General features: G+C 71.9%; 14 protein-coding genes. 2 read left to right on the plus strand and 12 right to left on the minus strand.

The window, feature by feature from the left end:
* Window positions 1–7: 7 nt before the first annotated feature.
* Both AC5DRG_RS17405 and AC5DRG_RS17410 read right to left on the minus strand, forming a co-directional pair.
* Window positions 8–1,255, minus strand: a complete 1,248-nt coding sequence (locus AC5DRG_RS17405) for a ferredoxin reductase domain-containing protein (protein WP_491811432.1) — start codon at window positions 1,253–1,255, stop codon at window positions 8–10.
* Entirely contained in the window at window positions 1,252–2,778 is a 1,527-nt protein-coding gene (locus tag AC5DRG_RS17410) for an amino acid adenylation domain-containing protein (protein ID WP_491811433.1), read from the minus strand. Before AC5DRG_RS17410 ends, AC5DRG_RS17405 begins: the two co-directional genes overlap by 4 nt.
* Window positions 2,779–3,150: 372 nt before the next feature.
* On the opposite strand from AC5DRG_RS17410, the gene AC5DRG_RS17415 reads away from it, so the two are divergent.
* Window positions 3,151–5,262 (plus strand): molybdopterin oxidoreductase family protein, encoded by a 2,112-nt coding sequence (locus tag AC5DRG_RS17415; protein WP_491811434.1) that lies wholly within the window; start codon window positions 3,151–3,153, stop codon window positions 5,260–5,262.
* Between the two features lie 19 nt (window positions 5,263–5,281).
* Here the strand turns inward: AC5DRG_RS17415 and AC5DRG_RS17420 are convergent, their stop codons facing one another.
* From AC5DRG_RS17420 to AC5DRG_RS17455, 8 genes are read right to left on the minus strand one after another with little or no spacing between them, the layout of a single operon-like run.
* The gene (locus AC5DRG_RS17420; RefSeq protein ID WP_491811435.1) at window positions 5,282–5,758 is read right to left on the minus strand and encodes a GAF domain-containing protein; all 477 of its coding nucleotides are present in this window, start codon (window positions 5,756–5,758) and stop codon (window positions 5,282–5,284) included.
* 13 nt (window positions 5,759–5,771) lie between these two features.
* Entirely contained in the window at window positions 5,772–6,953 is a 1,182-nt protein-coding gene (locus AC5DRG_RS17425) for a cytochrome P450 (protein ID WP_491811436.1), read from the minus strand.
* Window positions 6,950–8,341 carry an alkaline phosphatase family protein gene (locus AC5DRG_RS17430; protein WP_491811437.1) on the minus strand — a complete coding sequence of 464 codons (1,392 nt, stop codon included), beginning with the start codon at window positions 8,339–8,341 and terminating at the stop codon, window positions 6,950–6,952. Before AC5DRG_RS17430 ends, AC5DRG_RS17425 begins: the two co-directional genes overlap by 4 nt.
* Entirely contained in the window at window positions 8,338–9,501 is a 1,164-nt protein-coding gene (gene eboE / locus AC5DRG_RS17435; protein ID WP_491811438.1) for a metabolite traffic protein EboE, read from the minus strand. Before eboE ends, AC5DRG_RS17430 begins: the two co-directional genes overlap by 4 nt.
* Before the next feature lie 7 nt (window positions 9,502–9,508).
* Window positions 9,509–10,363, minus strand: coding sequence for a TatD family hydrolase (locus tag AC5DRG_RS17440; RefSeq protein ID WP_491811439.1), 855 nt, complete (start codon window positions 10,361–10,363; stop codon window positions 9,509–9,511).
* A 2-nt stretch (window positions 10,364–10,365) separates the two neighbouring features.
* Window positions 10,366–10,998, minus strand: a complete 633-nt coding sequence (locus tag AC5DRG_RS17445; RefSeq protein WP_491811440.1) for an EboA domain-containing protein — start codon at window positions 10,996–10,998, stop codon at window positions 10,366–10,368.
* A gap of 53 nt (window positions 10,999–11,051) precedes the next feature.
* Window positions 11,052–11,924, minus strand: coding sequence for a sugar phosphate isomerase/epimerase family protein (locus AC5DRG_RS17450; protein WP_491811441.1), 873 nt, complete (start codon window positions 11,922–11,924; stop codon window positions 11,052–11,054).
* Window positions 11,921–12,886, minus strand: a complete 966-nt coding sequence (locus AC5DRG_RS17455) for an SCO3242 family prenyltransferase (RefSeq protein ID WP_491811442.1) — start codon at window positions 12,884–12,886, stop codon at window positions 11,921–11,923. The genes AC5DRG_RS17450 and AC5DRG_RS17455 overlap by 4 nt, the downstream gene beginning before the upstream one ends.
* Window positions 12,887–13,003: 117 nt before the next feature.
* On the opposite strand from AC5DRG_RS17455, the gene AC5DRG_RS17460 reads away from it, so the two are divergent.
* Window positions 13,004–15,076 carry an alpha-galactosidase gene (locus tag AC5DRG_RS17460; RefSeq protein ID WP_491811443.1) on the plus strand — a complete coding sequence of 691 codons (2,073 nt, stop codon included), beginning with the start codon at window positions 13,004–13,006 and terminating at the stop codon, window positions 15,074–15,076.
* A gap of 105 nt (window positions 15,077–15,181) precedes the next feature.
* On the opposite strand, the gene AC5DRG_RS17465 is transcribed toward AC5DRG_RS17460, so the two are convergent.
* Together AC5DRG_RS17465 and AC5DRG_RS17470 are read right to left on the minus strand one after the other, a co-directional pair.
* Window positions 15,182–15,643, minus strand: a complete 462-nt coding sequence (locus tag AC5DRG_RS17465; RefSeq protein ID WP_491811444.1) for a hypothetical protein — start codon at window positions 15,641–15,643, stop codon at window positions 15,182–15,184.
* A 102-nt stretch (window positions 15,644–15,745) separates the two neighbouring features.
* On the minus strand, window positions 15,746–16,162 hold the full coding sequence (locus AC5DRG_RS17470; protein ID WP_491811445.1) for a gamma-glutamylcyclotransferase family protein: 417 nt from the start codon (window positions 16,160–16,162) through the stop codon (window positions 15,746–15,748).
* Window positions 16,163–16,283 lie beyond the last annotated feature (121 nt).

Here is a 16,283-nt window from a genome sequence, read left to right on the forward strand (position 1 = left end):
CGGAGAGTTACGAGTCCCAGATCGCGCCGTACGCCGGAATCCCGCGTCGTTCCAGGCCGTGCACCACCTGCCAGGTCAGCTTCTTGTTGGAGATGCAGATCACCGCCTCGGCCCCGAAGTCGCGGTACGCGTCATACGCGAGCCGCACCATGTCGGGCTTGCCGTCGCGGGAGGTGTCCCAGACCAGGGCGTGCGGCTGGACGGCGAGGATCTCGTCGACGAGCGCGTCGCCGTAGGTCGTACGGGGGTCCCTGGTGGCCCAGACCAGGCGGGACGGGACCTCTGCGGCCAGGAGATGGGGCAGGCAGGGGCCGATGCCGCTGCCTGTCGCGACGTAGACCACCTTCTTGAAGAGGGTCTCGATGTTGGCGACTCCCGCTGTCGTGATGCCCTTCACCCAGACCTGCCGGGGCAGGTCGTCGATGAACTCGCCCGTCCAGTCGCCCGCTCGGGAGATGGTGAGGCGGAAGCCCGGCTCGCCCGGGGAGGGGACGTTGGCGAAGGAGTGCCATTCCTTCAGTGGGCTGCGGCTGATCGCGGTCGAGGAACCCGCGAAGGGGGTCTCGCCGTGGTTGAAGCGGGCCAACACCACGTGCGGGGACGGGCGTTCGACGCGGACGTCGACCTTGCGGAGTCGTAGCCAGGGAAGGGCCACGCTGAAGGTGACGGTCGCGAGCACCGCGATCGGGACCGGGCCCGGGGCGGACAGCAGGGTGTGCGCCCAGAAGAGGGCGAGAGCGCTCCAGCCGCCGAAACGGTGGATCTTCTCGAAGTGGTCGTGGTGGCGGGAGCGGAAGAGGGGCAGGGCGGTGACGACGATGAGGGCGAGGAGCGCGACCAGGGTCCAACTCACCACGGCCAGGAGCCCGTTGGCCCCGGTGAGCGTGAGTGCCAGGAACCACGCCGACCCCGCCAGCGCCCCGCCCACGTGCAGTCCACCGAAGTGGTAGACCTTGCCGAGCGTCCAGCGGAGCTTCAGCGGCCAGCTCGTCGGCGCCGAAGTCGCCAGCCGGAAGAAGAGGTTGATCACGTACTGCTGGCGGACCAGGACGGCGAGGGCGAGGTTGGCCAGGGACGCGTGCGCGAGCGTGGGCGCGGACGGCCACCAACTGACGTACAGGAAGAGCAGGTTGGCGACGATCACGAGCGCCGCCAGCCGGTTGTGGTGCATCAGCCGCGGGTGCTTCAGGAGTCGTCGCGCCGGGGACATGAGCGGCGGGAGGTCGGTCGTCCGCCGCGCGGGTGCCGTCGTCATCGGGCCACCGCCACGCGCTCCTCGGCCAGCCGCAGCAGCGCCGCCTTGTCTATCTTGCCGCGGTCCGTCTCGGGGAGAGTTGTCAGCGGCAGGACGTCCTCGGGGACGCAGTAGTACGGCAGTACGGCCGCCACCGCGTCGCGCGCCCGCTGCGGGTCGACGTCCGCCGGGCAGACGAAGGACACGAGGCTACGCGCGTCCCGCTTGAGCGTAACGGCACGCGCGCAGCCCTCGACGGACTCCAACACCGAGGAGACGGAGTCGAGTTCGACGCGGAAGCCGCGCACCTTGACCTGGTCGTCGGTGCGGCCGAGGTGTTCGAGTTCGCCGTCCGGGGTCCAGCGGCCGAGGTCGCGGGTGCGGAACATGCGGTGGCCGTCGCCGAGGAAGGGGTCGGGGGCGTAACGCTCGTTGTTCAGGGGCGCGTTGGCGAGGTAGCCGGCCGAGACGCAGTCGCCGCCCGCCCACATCTCGCCGACCTCGCCGATGGGGAGCGGACGGCGATCGGCGTCCAGGACGTAGACGGTGTTGTTGGGGGTCGGGCGGCCGATGGTCAGCAGTGGGTCGCTCGGATCATGGCGGCGCATCGTGTTGACGATCGTCGTCTCGGTCGGGCCGCAGCAGTTGTGGAAGGCGGCCCGGCGCGCCCACCGGTCGGCGAGCGGGCGCGGGCAGGGCTCGCCGGCCACGGCCACGGTCCGTACGTGCGGGCAGGCGGCCGGGTCGATCGCGGACAGGACGGTCGGGGTGGCGATCAGGACGTCGACGGTGCGGGCCGCGGCGGTGATGTCCTTGCCGCGGATGACGAGGGTGCCGCCGTGGGCGAGGCAGCCGAGGATCTCCCAGGCGGCCATGTCGAAGGCGATGTTGAGGAGTTGGGCCACCCGGTCGCCGGGCCGGATGCCGAGGGCGCCGGGTTCGGTGAGCAGGATGTTGGCGACGTTGCGGTGGGTGACCTTCACGCCGTTGGGGCGGCCGGTGGTGCCGGAGGTGAACAGGACGTAGCAGCCGTCGTCGGGGCCGACGCCGAACGCCGGGTGCCGCCCGTACGGCATCGGCATCGGCTCGTCCAGCGCGATCAGCCGGTGGCCCTTGGGCAGGGGGACGCGGGACGCGTACTCGCGCTGGGTCAGGATCACCCGGGTCCGGGCAGTGTGGACGACGTGCGCGAGCTGGGTGCGGGGAGCGAGGCCGATGTCCTGGGGGACGTAGGCGGCGCCCGCCTTCAGGGTGCCGAGGAGGCCGACGAGCATCGGGATCGAGCGGCGGACGAAGAGACCGACGTGGTCGCCGGGGCGTACGCCCTCCCGGACGAGGCGGGCGGCGAGGGCGTCGGCGTAGCGGTTGAGCTCGCCGTAGGTGATCTTCGCACCCCGGTGTTCGGCGGCGATGGCATGCGGGGTGGCCGTGGCGCGCCGTTCGACGGCGCGGTGGACGAGCGGATCCGGGACGGGGACGGTCGGGCCGCGGCCGTACTGCCAGAAAAGGCGCTGGTCACGTGGGGTTAAGTGGCGCAGGGGCATGGTGGGGGGTCCTCCTGGCTGTTTCGAATGACGGTTTGCCTGGTCCGGGATGAGCGGCGGGCATGCCCGGTATGTCGAACGCCGTGCGGAGTCGTACGGAGTCTTGCTGGGGCGTACGGAGTCGTGCGGGGCCTGAGAGTAGGACGGGGGCTCTTGAAGTCTCAACAGCGTGTGATCGGCCAGGCACGGTACGGAACGAGCCACATGTGGCGTTCTTCGTCACACGGGCAACTTCCGTCCCGCCCGGCGGCGACTCGGGGGTGCGGTGCTGTGCGCCTCACGTCGGTCGGGCGGCGGCGGGGAGGTCGCCGTCCCGCCCGCGTAACACGGAGCCGCCATGGCACGTAACACGGCCGAAGCACGCTGGGCGGTATGAAGACCCCCGCCACGCCCACGCACTGCCCCTACTGCGCCCTGCAGTGCGGGATGAACCTCACCCCCGTCCCGGGCGGGACGGTCGAGGTGAGTGAGCGCGCGGATTTCCCGGTGAACCGGGGTGCGCTGTGCGGCAAGGGCCGTACGGCGCCGGCGGTGCTCTCGTCCCGGGTGCGGCTGACCTCCCCGTTGGTGCGCTCCGAGGGCACGCTGGTGCCCGCCTCCTGGGACGAGGCACTGGACCGGATCGCCGAGGAGCTGTCCCGTACGCGTGCGGAACATGGTCCGGACGCGTGCGGGGTCTTCGGCGGGGGCGGGCTGACCAACGAAAAGGCGTATACGCTCGGCAAGTTCGCGCGCGTGGTGCTCGGCACCTCGCAGATCGACTACAACGGCCGCTTCTGCATGTCGTCCGCGGCGGCCGGGGGCATGAAGGCGTTCGGACTCGACCGGGGGCTGCCGTTCCCGCTGGAGGACATCCCGAAGACGGGCTGCGTGATCCTCGTCGGATCGAACCTCGCGGAGACCATGCCGCCCTCCATGCGGTTCTTCAACGAACTCCGCGAGAACGGCGGCACGTTGATCGTCGTAGACCCGCGCCGCACCAAGACCGCCGAGCACGCCGACCTCCACCTGGCACCCCGCCCGGGCACCGACCTCGCGCTGGCACTCGGCCTGCTGCACCTGGTCGTCGCCGAGGGACGCATCGACCAGGCCTACGTCAATGAGCGCACCGCCGGCTGGGAGGACGCGCGGGCCGCGGCGATGGCTCACTGGCCGGAGTACGTGGAGCGGATCACCGGCGTGTCTGTGCCCGAACTCCGCGAGGCCGTACGGCTGTTCTGCGAGCCCGAGAACGCCATGGTGCTCACCGCACGCGGACCCGAGCAGCAGTCCAAGGGCACGGACACGGTGGGCGCCTGGATCAACCTGTGCCTGGCCACGGGCCGGGCGGGACGGCCGCTCAGCGGCTACGGCTGTCTGACCGGGCAGGGCAACGGACAGGGCGGGCGCGAACACGGCCAGAAGGCCGACCAGTTGCCCGGCTACCGCAAGCTGGACGACCCGGCGGCGCGGCGGCACGTGGCCGAGGTGTGGGGCGTGGACCCGGACTCGCTTCCCGGACCCGGGCGCAGCGCCTACGAGTTGCTCGACGCGCTGGGTACGGACATCAAGTCGCTGCTGCTGATGGGTTCCAACCCGGTGGTGTCGGCGCCGCGTGCCGCGCACATCGAGGAACGCGTCAAGTCCCTTGATTTCCTTGCCGTTTGTGACGTGGTGCTGTCGGAGACGGCCGCCCTCGCGGATGTCGTGCTGCCGGTCACCCAGTGGGCCGAGGAGACGGGGACGACGACCAACCTGGAGGGGCGGGTGCTGCTGCGGCGGCAGGCGATCACGCCTCCGGACGGCGTCCGCAGCGACCTTGAGGTCATGCACGAACTGGCCGACCGGCTGGGTGTGGAGAAGGGCTTCCCGACCGACCCCGAGGAGGTCTTCGAGGAGCTGCGCCGGGCTAGCGCGGGCGGGCCTGCGGACTACTCCGGGATCACCTACCGCCGACTGGCGGAGGAGAACGGGGTGTTCTGGCCGTGCCCGGCCGTTGAGAAGCAGGAACAGGAAGGGGAGAGGCTGGAGAGGGATGTCCACCCCGGCACGCCCCGGCTCTTCCTCGACCGGTTCGCCACGGCGGACGGGCGGGCGCGTTTCGTGGCCGTCTCGCACCGGCCGATCGCCGAGGAACCCGACGACGACTATCCCCTCCTGCTCACCACCGGGCGGGTCGTGGCGCAGTACCAGTCGGGCGCCCAGACCCGGCGCGTGGACGAGCTGAACGCCGCCGCGCCGGGGCCGTTCGTGGAGCTGCATCCGCGGCTGGCCGAGCGGCTCGGTGCCAAGGAGGGCGACCCCTTGTCGGTCGTGTCCCGGCGCGGACGGGCGGTGGCGCCCGCGCGGATCACGAACACGATCCGCCCGGACACCGTCTTCATGCCCTTCCACTGGTACGGCGAGGGGCGCGCCAACACGCTCACCAACCCTGCTCTCGACCCGACTTCGCGCATGCCGGAGTTCAAGGCGTGTGCGGTGCGGGTGGAGGCGGTAGGCGGTTGAGCCGGGCCGCCGTGTCGATCTAGGCGGCGGCCAGAACCGTCGTCGCGTCGGCGCCGTACGCCGCTATCTCCTCGTCCGAGAACTCCCGGGGCTCGGAGAAGCCCAGCCCGACCACGGCCAGCAGCCTGGCGGGGTCGTCCGGGGCGAAGACCGGCAGGGTGACCGAGCCCTTGGCCTGGGAGACACGGGCCGGCGGGCGGGCCACGCCCGAGGTGTCGGTCTGGAGGTCGGCGATGCCGATCGGGGCCCTGCGCTCGGCGGTGACTCCGGCCATGCCCTTGCCGATGACGACGACTGCGGCGCCGTTCACCACGGAGGGCGGCAGGTTGTACGCGGCGACGAGCACGATCTCGCCGTCCTCGGCGGGCTCGGACAGGTGGACGGAGCCGACGAAGCCGCCGTGGCATTCGACGAAGGCGGCGAGCCAGGCGTTGATCTCCGGGCGGGTGTTCTTCAGGACGGTCTCGCTGAGAGTGGTGGTGTTCGTCGCGGTCATGAGGTGGGGCTCCTTACCAGGTGACGGGGAGGGTACGGACGCCGTGGACGGCGCTGGTGGAGAGGGCGAGGCCCTCAAGAGGTGCGGCGAGCCGCAGGTCGGGGATTCGGCGGAAGAGGGTGGACAGGCCCGCCTGGAGTTCCACGCGGGCCAGGGACTGGCCGATGCACTGGTGCGGGCCGTGGCCGAAGGCGAGGTGCGGGCGGGAGTCGGGGGCGCCCGGGGAACCGAACGCCTCCGGGTCATGGTTCGCGGTGTGCAGCGCGACGATCACGCCCTCGCCCGCCCTGATGAGGACCCCGCCGACGCTTACGTCCTCCGTGGCGATCCGGCGCAGCCCGCTGCGGACCACGGTCAGCCGGCGCAGCAGTTCCTCCACCGCGTCCGGCCAGCGGGCGGGATCACTGTGCAGGGCGGCCAGTCGAGCCGGCTCCCGCACCAGCGCGAGCACGGCCAGCGGGATCATGTTGGCGGTGGTGTCGTGGCCCGCCGCGAGCAGCAGGGAGACCATGCCGACGGCCTCGGCGGAGGTGAGCTCGCCGGTGGCCACCCGCTCCGTGGCCAGCCGTGACATCAGGTCGTCGGCGGGCTCGCGGGCGCGCCTGACGAGCAGGTCGCCCAGGTAGCCGTACAGGTCGGCCCGGGCGGCCGCCGCCTCGGCCGGGTCGGCGACGAGGCTGGTCACGACGCGGTACCTCGCCTGGAAGAAGGCGTGATCCTCGTACGGCACCCCGAGCAGCTCGCAGATGGCGAGGGTCGGCAGGGGCAGGGCGTACGCCTCGACGAGGTCGGTGCCGGTGGCGCCGTCCGCGGTCATGTCGTCGATCAGCCGCTCGCAGATCCGCTGGAGCGCGCCGCGCAGCCCCTCGATACGGCGGAAGGAGAACTCGGGGATCAGCATCCGGCGCAGCCGGGTGTGGTCGGGCGGATCCATCACGTGGAAGTGGCCGGGGGAACGCGGCGGCGTCTTCTCGCGCAGTCCCGGGAAGCCCTCCCGGGCCGAGTCGGCGCTGAACCGGGGATCGGCCAGCACGGCCCGGGCGTCCTCGTACCGTGTGATCAGCCAGGGATGGTTTCCCTCGCGCAGAGTCACCCGCCGTACCGGCTCCTCCGTGCGCAGGCGGTCGTGTTCGGGGGTGGCGTCGAGGAGGGACGAGTCGATGGGGAGGGGCGGGGGCGCGGTCGGGAGGGTCACTCCGTCACCCCTGCCAGCCGCAGCAACAGCGCCTTCACATCCGTCGCCGCCAACTCCGGTGTCTCCAGCTCCGGTTGAGAGCACAGGAATACGGGGCCGTGGTCCGGGTCGGCCGGCAGCCGGCCGTGGCTGCCCCGCACGCCCGAGGGGTCCAGCGGGACCGTGCTGATGCGGTACCGGAAGCCGAGCTTCTTGCGGGCCACCTGGCCGATCGCCTTCAGCTTCACCGCCGGGACCGTCTCGTCGTAGAGCAGCTCGGCGGGGTCGTAGCCGGGCTTGCGGTGGATCTCGACCTGGCGGGCGAAGTCGGGGGCGCGGTCGTCGTCGAGCCAGTAGTAGTACGTGAACCAGGCGTCCGGCGCGGCGACGGCCACCAGTTCACCGGAGCGCTCGTGGTCGACGCCGTACGTCGCCTTGCCCTCGGCGTCCAGGATCTGGTCGACGCCGTCGAGTTCGCCGAGGATCTTGGCGACCTGGGCCACGTCCGCCGGGTCGCGGACGTAGACGTGGGCCACCTGGTGGTCGGCGACGGCGAAGGCGCGCGAGGTCCAGGTGTCGAGGTACTCCATGCCGTCCTGGGTGTGGACTTCGAGGAGTCCGGCGCGGCGCAGGGCGCGGTTGATGTCGACAGGGCGGGAGACGGGAGTGATGCCGTACTCGCTGAGGGCCACCACGGTGGCGCCCGCGTCGAGGAAGTGGGCGATCAACGGGCGCAGGGCGTCGTCGAGTTGGCGGGCCTGGCGGGCGGTCGCCGGTGAGCCGGGGCCGGAGCGCTGGGGTTCGTAGTCCATCTGCGGGATGTAGACGAGGGTGAGGTCGGGGCGGTGTTCGTCGAAGATCTGGCGGGCGGCGCCGAGGATCCACTGGGTGGAGGGCATGCCCGCGTTCGGGCCCCAGTAGGTGAAGAGGGGGAACGGGCCGAGGCGGTCGGTGAGTTCGGCGTGCAGGGACGGCGGCCAGGTGTAGCAGTCGGGTTCCTTGCGGCCGTCGGAGTAGTAGACCGGGCGGGGGGTGACCGTCCAGTCGACGTCCGCCCCCATGGCGTACCACCAGCAGATGTTGGCGACCGTGAAGTCGGGGCGGGTCTTGCGGGCCGCGTCCCAGATCTTCTCGCCGCCGACGAGGGCGTTGTGCTGCCGCCACAGCAGGACGTCGCCGAGGTCGCGGAAGTACCAGCCGTTGGCCACCGCGCCGTGTCCGGAGGGGAGTTCGCCGGTGAGGAAGGTGGACTGGGCGGTGCAGGTGACGGCGGGCAGGGTGGTGCCGAGGTGGGCGCGGAAGCCCCGGTCGCCGAGGGCGGCGAGGGCGGGCATGTGCTTGAGCAGGTCGGGGGTGAGGCCGGCGATGTCGAGGACGACCAGCCGGTTGGCGTTCGGGGTTTCGGTCATGAGTGGTCCTCCTTGAGGCCGAGAGACGTCAACCGGTCCCGGGCCCAGGCGAGTTCGGCGGCGATGCCGGCACAGAGGTCGGCGGGCGGACCGGGTAGCACCGACCAGGTGTAGGTCTCGACCTCGATGTGGTCGCAGGCCGCGGTCGGACCGCCGAGGAGGCCGGCGAGGACGGTGGTGAGCTGTCCGGCGGTGGTGCGCAGGGGTGGCTCGGGCTCGGCGTGCAGCGGGGCGTGGAAGTGGGTCCGCCAGGGGGTGCCGGTGTCGTCGGGGAGTCCGCCGGTCAGAGCCTCGGGGAGGTCGTCGACGCCCTGTACGGCACCCTGGTCGGTCGTCGTCCGGGTCTGGTGCAGGAAGCGCGCCTCGGCCAGCTCGCGCAGGGCCGCGCGGGCGGCCGGGTCCGCCGGGTCGCGGGCCTCGACCGCGCAGGACGCCTGGAGCTTGACGACCGGCAGCCCGTCGTCGGAGAGCCTGCGCAGCGCCTCGCCCGGTTCCTCGAACTGGACGGCGAGGTGGCAGGCGTCCAGGCAGATGCCGAGGCGTTCGCGGTCGACGTCCGCGAACTCCCGTACGGCCTGTTCGGTGGTCTCGACGACGCATCCCGGCTCGGGTTCGAAGCCGACCCGGACGCGGCGGCCGGTGTCGTGTTCCAACCGGTCGAGGCCCTCCGCGAGGCGGTCCAGGGCGCGGCGGGCCGCGTCGGCGCGCTCCCTCGGCCACGGGGTGCGCCAGGCGAGCGGCAGGGTGGAGACGCTGCCCCGTCGGGCGTCGTCGGGGAGGAGGGCGGCGAGGACGCGGGCGCAGTCGAGGGTGTAGGCGAGGCGGGCCTCGTCGGCCCAGTCGGGGAGGTAGACGTCCTTCTTGACGACTTCGCGGTGGAAACCCTCGTAGGGGAAGGCGTTGAGGGTGACGGTCTCCAGGCCGCGTGCCGCGAGTTCGCCCTTCAGCCGGGCCAACGCCCCCGCGTCGGCGGCGAGTTCGGTGACGGCGGGGCGGGCCAGCCACAGGCCGATGCCGAGCCGGGCGACGCCGAGCCGATCCCGGACCGGTTCGGCGTACGTGGCGAGCTGGGCGACGACTCCGGTGAGGTCCTCGGCCTGGTGGACGTTGCTGCAGTACGCGAGGTGGACGGGTGTCCCGTCGGGGTGGAGGAAGCGCACGGGCCGGTCACTCTCCCCCGCGTTTGACGGAGTTTCCCTCGAAGGTGGATGCCTCGTCGGGCTTGGGCTCGTCCAGGTCGAGGCGGCCGCTCTGGCCGTAGAAGGCGACGGGATTGCGCCACAACACGCGGTCGACGTCGTCGTCGCCGAACCCGGCGGCCAGCATCGCGTCGCCCGTCTTCCGGGTCTTCAGCGGGTCCGAACGGCCCCAGTCGGCGGCCGAGTTGACGAGGACGCGGTCCGTGCCGTGCTCCTGAAGGATGCGGACCATGCGGTCCTCGCTCATCTTCGTCTTGGGGTAGACGGAGAACCCGGCCCAGCAGCCGCTGTCGAGGACCATGGCGACGGTGAGCTCGTTGAGGTGGTCCAGGACGACGAGTTCGGGGGCGATGCCCGACTCCCGTACGACGTCCAGGGTGCGGCGGGTGCCGGCCGCCTTGTCGCGGTGCGGGGTGTGGACGAGGGCGGGCAGGCCGTGTTCGACGGCGAGTTGGAGCTGGCGGGCGAGGGCCTCGTCCTCCTCCTTGGTCATCGAGTCGTAGCCGATCTCGCCGACGGCGACGACCCGGTCCTTGGCGAGATAGCGGGGCAGGTCGTCGAGGACGGGGAGGCAGCGGGGGTCGTTGGCCTCCTTCGGGTTGAGGGCGATCGTGCAGAAGTGCTGGATGCCGAACTGGGCGGCCCGGTAAGGCTCCCAGCCCAGCAGCGAGTCGAAGTAGTCGTGGAAGGAGGCGGGCGAGGTGCGGGGCTGGCCCAGCCAGAACGCCGGCTCGACGATCGCGCGTACGCCGGCCGCGTACATCGCCTCGTAGTCGTCGGTGGTGCGGGAGGTCATGTGGATGTGGGGGTCGATGATGCGCATGGTCACACGGCTCCGTGGGTGGGGGTGAAGGGGCGCACCAGAGGGGCGATGTCCTCGGGTACGGGGCGTGAGGCCGCCGTCCGCTCGCGGGCGAAGTCGGTGAGCATGCGGGCGAGTTCGGCGTCGGCGCGGTGGTCGAGCCCGGCGACCCGGGCGAGCGGGATCTCGTAGAAGACACACTTCAGGACGGCCTGGCGGTACTCGTGGTCCGACAGGTGGGTGGCGGCGTACGGGCCGAGGGCCGCCTCGATGAGGGTGGTGTCGTTGCCGCGCAGGGTCTCCTGCACAAGGGTCAGGAAACGGCCGTCGTCCTCTCGGTCGAGGCGGGGCAACGCCCTTAGGATCGCCCGCTGTTCGGCGGGATCGCCGTGTCGATGGAGCGCTCCCACCAGCTCGGCGAGGGCGGGGCCGCGCAGGGGGAGGGCGGTGAGGAGGCGGGCGCGGGCTGCTTCGTCGACGGTCGTGCCGTCGGGGAGGGGTGCGCGTCCGCAGTGGCGGCGGACCGCGGGGAAGAGGGCGTGGAGGGCGGTGGGGTCGGCGGAGACGCGGGCGAGAGCCGTGTCGAGCCAGGCGCGGGCTTCAGGTGTGAGGGGGATGGGGGCATCGGGGGGCGAGGAGGGGGGTGTTGAGGGCATGACTGACCTGCCTCGGTGGGGTGGAGGAGAGTCGGAAAACCTCGGGACGGGGCTCAGGAGGCCAGTAACGCGGCCTCGGCGGTGCGCAGGAACTCCAGGGAACGGCGGGCCACTTCGGGAGCGTCCAGGGCACCGCCCTGGATCTCGACGGACACCAGCCCCTGGTGCCCGAGGTCGTGCAGTGCGGCCAGTACCGGCGGGAAGTCGATCTCGCCCGCCCCGAATTCGAGGTGCCGGTGGACTCCGCGCACCATGTCCTCGATCTGCACGTTGAGCAGGTACGGAGCGGCCAGCCGCAGGCACTCCAGGAGGGGCCGCTCCTCCACGCAGTGGGCGTGTCCGATGTCCAGGGTGATGCCGAACAGCTCGTGTCCGCCCACGAGTTGACGCAGTCGCAGGCAACGCTCGACGGTGTCGACGAACATGTACGGCTCGGGTTCGAAGGCCAGCGCGACCCCGTAGGTCTCCGCCGTCTCCAGCACCGCCCCGACACCCGCGGCGAGCCGCCGCCACGCCTCCGCCTCGGGGACGCCGTCCGGCGCCGGTCCGCTGCACAAGTGGACGGTGGGCGAGCCCAGTTCGGTGGCGATGCGCAGGGCGCGCCGCAGCAGGTCGACGCGGCGCTCGGGCTGCGACGACATGAGGGTGGGCCGGTGTTTGGCCCAGGGGTCGAGGAAGTACGGCGCGCCTGTCTCGATGGTGATGGTCAGGCCGAGCCGCTCCAACTGCTTGCCGAGACGCTCGACTTGGCGGTCCAGGTCGTCCGCGTACGGGTCGAGGTGCCCGTGGTCGAGCGTGAGCGCCACGCCGTCGTAACCGAGGTCCGCGAGCACGTCGAGCACATCGGCCGGCCGGTGCTGGGTGAACCCGTTGGTGCCGTACCCGAACCGCAGACCGCCCGTGCCCGTCGCCCCGGGCCCGCTCATGTCGGCGACACCCGTCTCGCGAGCCGCAGCGCCACCGGGTGCAGGGCCCCCAGCACCGCGCCGGCACCCGGCGCCCCGCCGCGTGCGGTGAGCGCCGTCTGCAACGGGACGAGGGCGAGAATCCCGGCCCCCACCGCCCGCCGTACGGTGCCGCCGCTCGGGTCGCGCACGGCGCGCGCCTGGGCCCGGCCGTAGGTGCCCAGGTAGGCGAGGGCTCCGGCGGAGGCGACGGCGGTACGGGCCACCTCGCCCCTTGTTGCCCGCCGGGCCGGGAGGACCGTCGCCAGTGCCGTGGCGGCGGAGACGGCGAGTGTCGTGGCGGGCAGCCGCGCCGGGGCCCCGGAGATCTCGTGGCGGCTGAGCGCGGTGAGGGTGTAGGTGTGCACTCCGGTGAGCAGGGCGGGCACAGACGCGCGCCGCAACACCGGTCCTGCGCCGCCGGGTTGACCCGAGGAAACGCCGCCCCCGCCGGCCAGCGCGCCCGCCAGCACGTCCAGCGTCCGCGCCGCGGCCATCGCCGCCGGACCGGCCGGGGTCGACTTCAGTTTCAGGTCGTACGCCCACACCGCCGCGGTCAGCGGAAGTGCGGCGGCGAGGCCGCGCCGGCCGCCGGACAGGGCCGCGAGGCCGATTCCGGCGGCGGTCAGCGCGGTGGCGACGGTCAGGGCTGTGCGGCGCGGGACCCGGCCGGAGGGCACCGGCCGCTCGGGGCGCTCCACCGCGTCGACGGTGGCGTCGGCATAGTCGTTGAGGGCCATTCCGGCCCAGTAGAGGCAGACGGAGGAGGCCATCACACCGGCCGTACGCGGCCCGAGCGGACGCCCTGCCGCGGTGGCACCGACGAGGACGTCACCAGGGACGCTGAGTGCGGCCGGGGCACGAACGAGACTCGAAAGGTCCGCGAGTCGTAGAAGGGGCAGTTGTCGGGAATCGGCGTGGGGTTCCGCTTTCCGCCTTTGCATGTTCCAGACATTACCCAGACTGTTTTAAGTCTCAGTCTTTGCGACCGAAAGTGACAGGTGTGACGCTTGTGACAACAAGAGGCGTTGACACCACGTTTGGCGGGGGATGAGGACGTCATGACGCCTGACCACGGCTACCGCTGGGGCCACTCCGCCCTGACCGCCGACTTCGACTTCGACCCCGGCGACGACACGCCCCGACTGCTGCGCCTGGCCCGCCCCGGCGACCCGGATCAGCCGGTCGCGACCCCCGCCCTCCCGCTGGTCGACGTGACCCTGCTGGGCGCGGGCACCGGCTGGTCCGGGCCGCGTTTCCGGGGTACGGCGCTCGGGGCGCGCCTGCGTTATCGGGCGCACCACGCCACCTACGGCGACGGATGGCACCACCTGACCGTCGAACTCCGTGACCCCGACAGCGGGTTGAGCGTCTTCGCCGAGTACTCCTCCCCCGACGGCGTCCCCGTCCTGCGCTCCCGCGTCCGGCTGCGCAACGACGGCACGGATCCGGTCACCGTTCGCGCGATCGGCAGCCTCCTGCTCGGCGGGCTGCCCTCCCCCGATGTGCTCGACGTGCAGCGGGCCCGCAACGACTGGCTGGCCGAGTGCCGTTGGTACTCCGAGCCGCTGCGGGACTCCGTGCCGGACATCAACCGGGACGTCCACGAGCACGACGCGCGGGCCGCCGTACGCCTGACGGGGCACGGTAGTTGGCCGACGGACGGCCATCTCGCGATGGGCGCGCTCACCGACCGTACGGACGGCCGGTGTTGGCTCTGGCAGATCGAGTCGCCGGCCGGGTGGGGCTGGGCCGCGGGCGAGGCACCGGCCCGCCGCACGTATGTCGGGCTGGGCGGGCCGACGTACGACGACCACGGCTGGCGTCAACTCCTGGGTCCGGGAGAGGAGTTCGCGTCGGAGTACGCGGCGCTGGCGCTGGGCGACGGTTTCGAGGGAGCGGTCGGCGCGCTGACGTCGTACCGCCGCGGGATCCGCCGCCCGCACCCGGACCACGAGCGGCTCCCCGTCGTCTTCAACGACTACATGAACACGCTGATGGGCGACCCCACAACCGCGAAGCTGCTGCCGCTGATCGACGCGGCGGCCTCCGCGGGCGCGGAGTACTTCTGCGTCGACGCCGGCTGGTACGACGACGAGGACGGCGGCTGGTGGGACAGCGTCGGGGCGTGGCAGGCGTCCGCCCGGCGCTTCCCGGACGGCGGTCTCCAGGCGGTCCTGGAGCGGATCCGGGAGCGTGGGATGGTGCCGGGGCTGTGGCTGGAGCCGGAGGTGGTGGGGGTGCGCAGTCCCGTCGCCGGGGAGTTGCCGGAGGGGGCCTTCCTGCGCCACGAGGATGGCGGCCGGGTCACCGAACAGGGGCGCCACCAGCTGGACTTGACGCATGCCGCCGCGCGGGCTCACCTCGACAAGACGGTCGATCGGATCGTCGGCGACTGGGGCGTGGGGTATCTCAAGCTGGACTACAACATCACCACCTCGGCGCCGGGGCTGCACGCGCACACCCGTGCGTGGCGGGCGTGGCTGGCGTCAGTTCTGGACCGGCATCCAGGGCTGGTGATCGAGAACTGTGCCTCGGGGGGTATGCGGATGGACGGTGCGTCTCTGGCCATCGCCCAGCTGCAGTCCACGTCTGACCAGCAGGATCCGGTGCGCTATCCGCCGATCGCGGCCGCCGCGCCGACCGTTGTGCCGCCGGAGCAGGGGGCCGTGTGGGCGTACCCGCAACCGGAGTTCACGGACGCGGGGATCGCCTTCACGCTGGGCTCGGCGATGCTCGGGCGGGTCCATCTCTCCGGGCATCTGGATCGGATGACGGGGCATCAACTTGGGTTGGTGCGGGAGGCTTTGGCGACGTACAAGGCGATACGCGGAGATCTGAGTACGGCGCTGCCCTTCTGGCCGCTGGGCCTTCCCGGCTGGATGGACGAGTGGGTGGCGCTGGGGCTGCGGGCGCCGGTGGCCGGGGCGACGTATGTGGCTGTGTGGCGGAGGAGTGGGGAGGCTGAACGGGCGGTCCCTGTGCGGCACTTGGTGGGTGGGGAGGGCGTACGGGTGGAGGTGCTTTACCCGGCGGGGCGGGCCCAGGCTTCCGAAGTGGCGTGGGACGGAGAAGGGCTCCGGGTTGTGCTGCCCGAAGCCCCTGCCTTTGTGCTGGTGAGGATTTCCGGCTAGGCGGGCCGGTGGAAGTGCCGCGATTTGTCGTCGGTCGTCTGCTGCGGCGTCGTGGCTGGTCGCGCAGTTCCCCGCACCCCTTCCCGGTGCTGCCCTCACCGGCGATTACGTCGCTGGCGTACCGCTGGGCATGCCGCTCGGTGGGGGGCCGCTCGGCGGTTCGCTTCCGCCTCCTCCGCTGCCCGCACCCGTGTTCTCCGCGTCCGGGTCGATACCGACCGTCAGGGCCGCGGTGAAGCCCTTGTCCGTGTCGCCCGTGACGGTCGTGAGGCCGTCCTTCGCGCCGCCGCCGGGGTACACCATGTCGTCGTCCAACTTGGTGCGGTAGCCGGTGTGTTGGCTGTACAGGGCCAGCTTGTACTGGTGTCCTCGCTCTCCGAGGGGGCGTTGCCGCCGGGGTTGGCGGTAGAGGGCGCCGTCGAGGTAGTACGGTCCCTCCGTGACACTGCCGTTGAGGACGCAGATGTCGGAGCAGGAGCTGAGGCCGAGGCCCACGGCGGCCCCGGCGGTCACCCCGCCGATCGCTAGGGCGCGCCGCCTGGTGATGTCGGTGTCGGTGTCCGTCATGGCCGGAGGGTAGGTGTGGGCGGCGGGCGGGACGGGGGTGCCTCACGGCCCGGTAACCCGCATGGCCGAGCCCGGGAACCGGCCGCTCGGCGCCGGCCCGGATCAGCCTCGGGTGCGCCAGTCGCCGCCCTCGATGAGCTTGCCGTGGGCGCGGAGGCTCGCGGCGACGGAGGGGGCGGCGAGGTAGACCCAGGCGCGTACGGCGGTGCCGTCGGCGTCCGTCGTGACGTCCCGTTCGACGCGCTCGTAGAGGTTGCGTGGGTCGCCGGGTGTCGCGCACTCCTCCAACTCGTCGAGGGCGGCGAGGAGTTCGTCGTACGCCTCGGGGTGCGCGGTGACGAGTTCGCCGGCCACGACACCGCCGGGTTCCTCGACGGCGTACGGATAGCCGGGGCCGTCGTACAGCACCGCGCCCGTGAGGCGTCCCGGTTCCTCCGAGCGCGTACGGCCGCGAAGGAAGAGGTCGTGGTTGGGCTCTCCGGGGCGGAGAGTGCCGTAGACGAAAAAGGGGAATCGCACGCTTTCTCCTGCACAGATGCGTTGCCGTGGCCTTTGCAGAAACGATTCTTACCCCTCACATACCGGCACGGAGGCGCTATGGACACGCCGTGTCATGACCCCATAAAACTCAGGGAGCAAT

This window comes from Streptomyces sp. JLBG701 (assembly GCF_058544905.1).

What these genes read in the sequence shown, in the direction of transcription:
- AC5DRG_RS17465 (WP_491811444.1), bottom strand. Translation starts at nt 15,643, where the DNA reads ATGACGGACACCGACACCGACATCACCAGGCGGCGCGCCCTAGCGATC.
- AC5DRG_RS17415 (WP_491811434.1), top strand. Translation starts at nt 3,151, where the DNA reads ATGAAGACCCCCGCCACGCCCACGCACTGCCCCTACTGCGCCCTGCAG.
- AC5DRG_RS17430 (WP_491811437.1), bottom strand. Translation starts at nt 8,341, where the DNA reads ATGACCGAAACCCCGAACGCCAACCGGCTGGTCGTCCTCGACATCGCC.
- AC5DRG_RS17450 (WP_491811441.1), bottom strand. Translation starts at nt 11,924, where the DNA reads ATGAGCGGGCCCGGGGCGACGGGCACGGGCGGTCTGCGGTTCGGGTAC.
- AC5DRG_RS17440 (WP_491811439.1), bottom strand. Translation starts at nt 10,363, where the DNA reads ATGCGCATCATCGACCCCCACATCCACATGACCTCCCGCACCACCGAC.
- AC5DRG_RS17445 (WP_491811440.1), bottom strand. Translation starts at nt 10,998, where the DNA reads ATGCCCTCAACACCCCCCTCCTCGCCCCCCGATGCCCCCATCCCCCTC.
- AC5DRG_RS17410 (WP_491811433.1), bottom strand. Translation starts at nt 2,778, where the DNA reads ATGCCCCTGCGCCACTTAACCCCACGTGACCAGCGCCTTTTCTGGCAG.
- AC5DRG_RS17405 (WP_491811432.1), bottom strand. Translation starts at nt 1,255, where the DNA reads ATGACGACGGCACCCGCGCGGCGGACGACCGACCTCCCGCCGCTCATG.
- AC5DRG_RS17455 (WP_491811442.1), bottom strand. Translation starts at nt 12,886, where the DNA reads ATGCAAAGGCGGAAAGCGGAACCCCACGCCGATTCCCGACAACTGCCC.
- AC5DRG_RS17420 (WP_491811435.1), bottom strand. Translation starts at nt 5,758, where the DNA reads ATGACCGCGACGAACACCACCACTCTCAGCGAGACCGTCCTGAAGAAC.
- AC5DRG_RS17460 (WP_491811443.1), top strand. Translation starts at nt 13,004, where the DNA reads ATGACGCCTGACCACGGCTACCGCTGGGGCCACTCCGCCCTGACCGCC.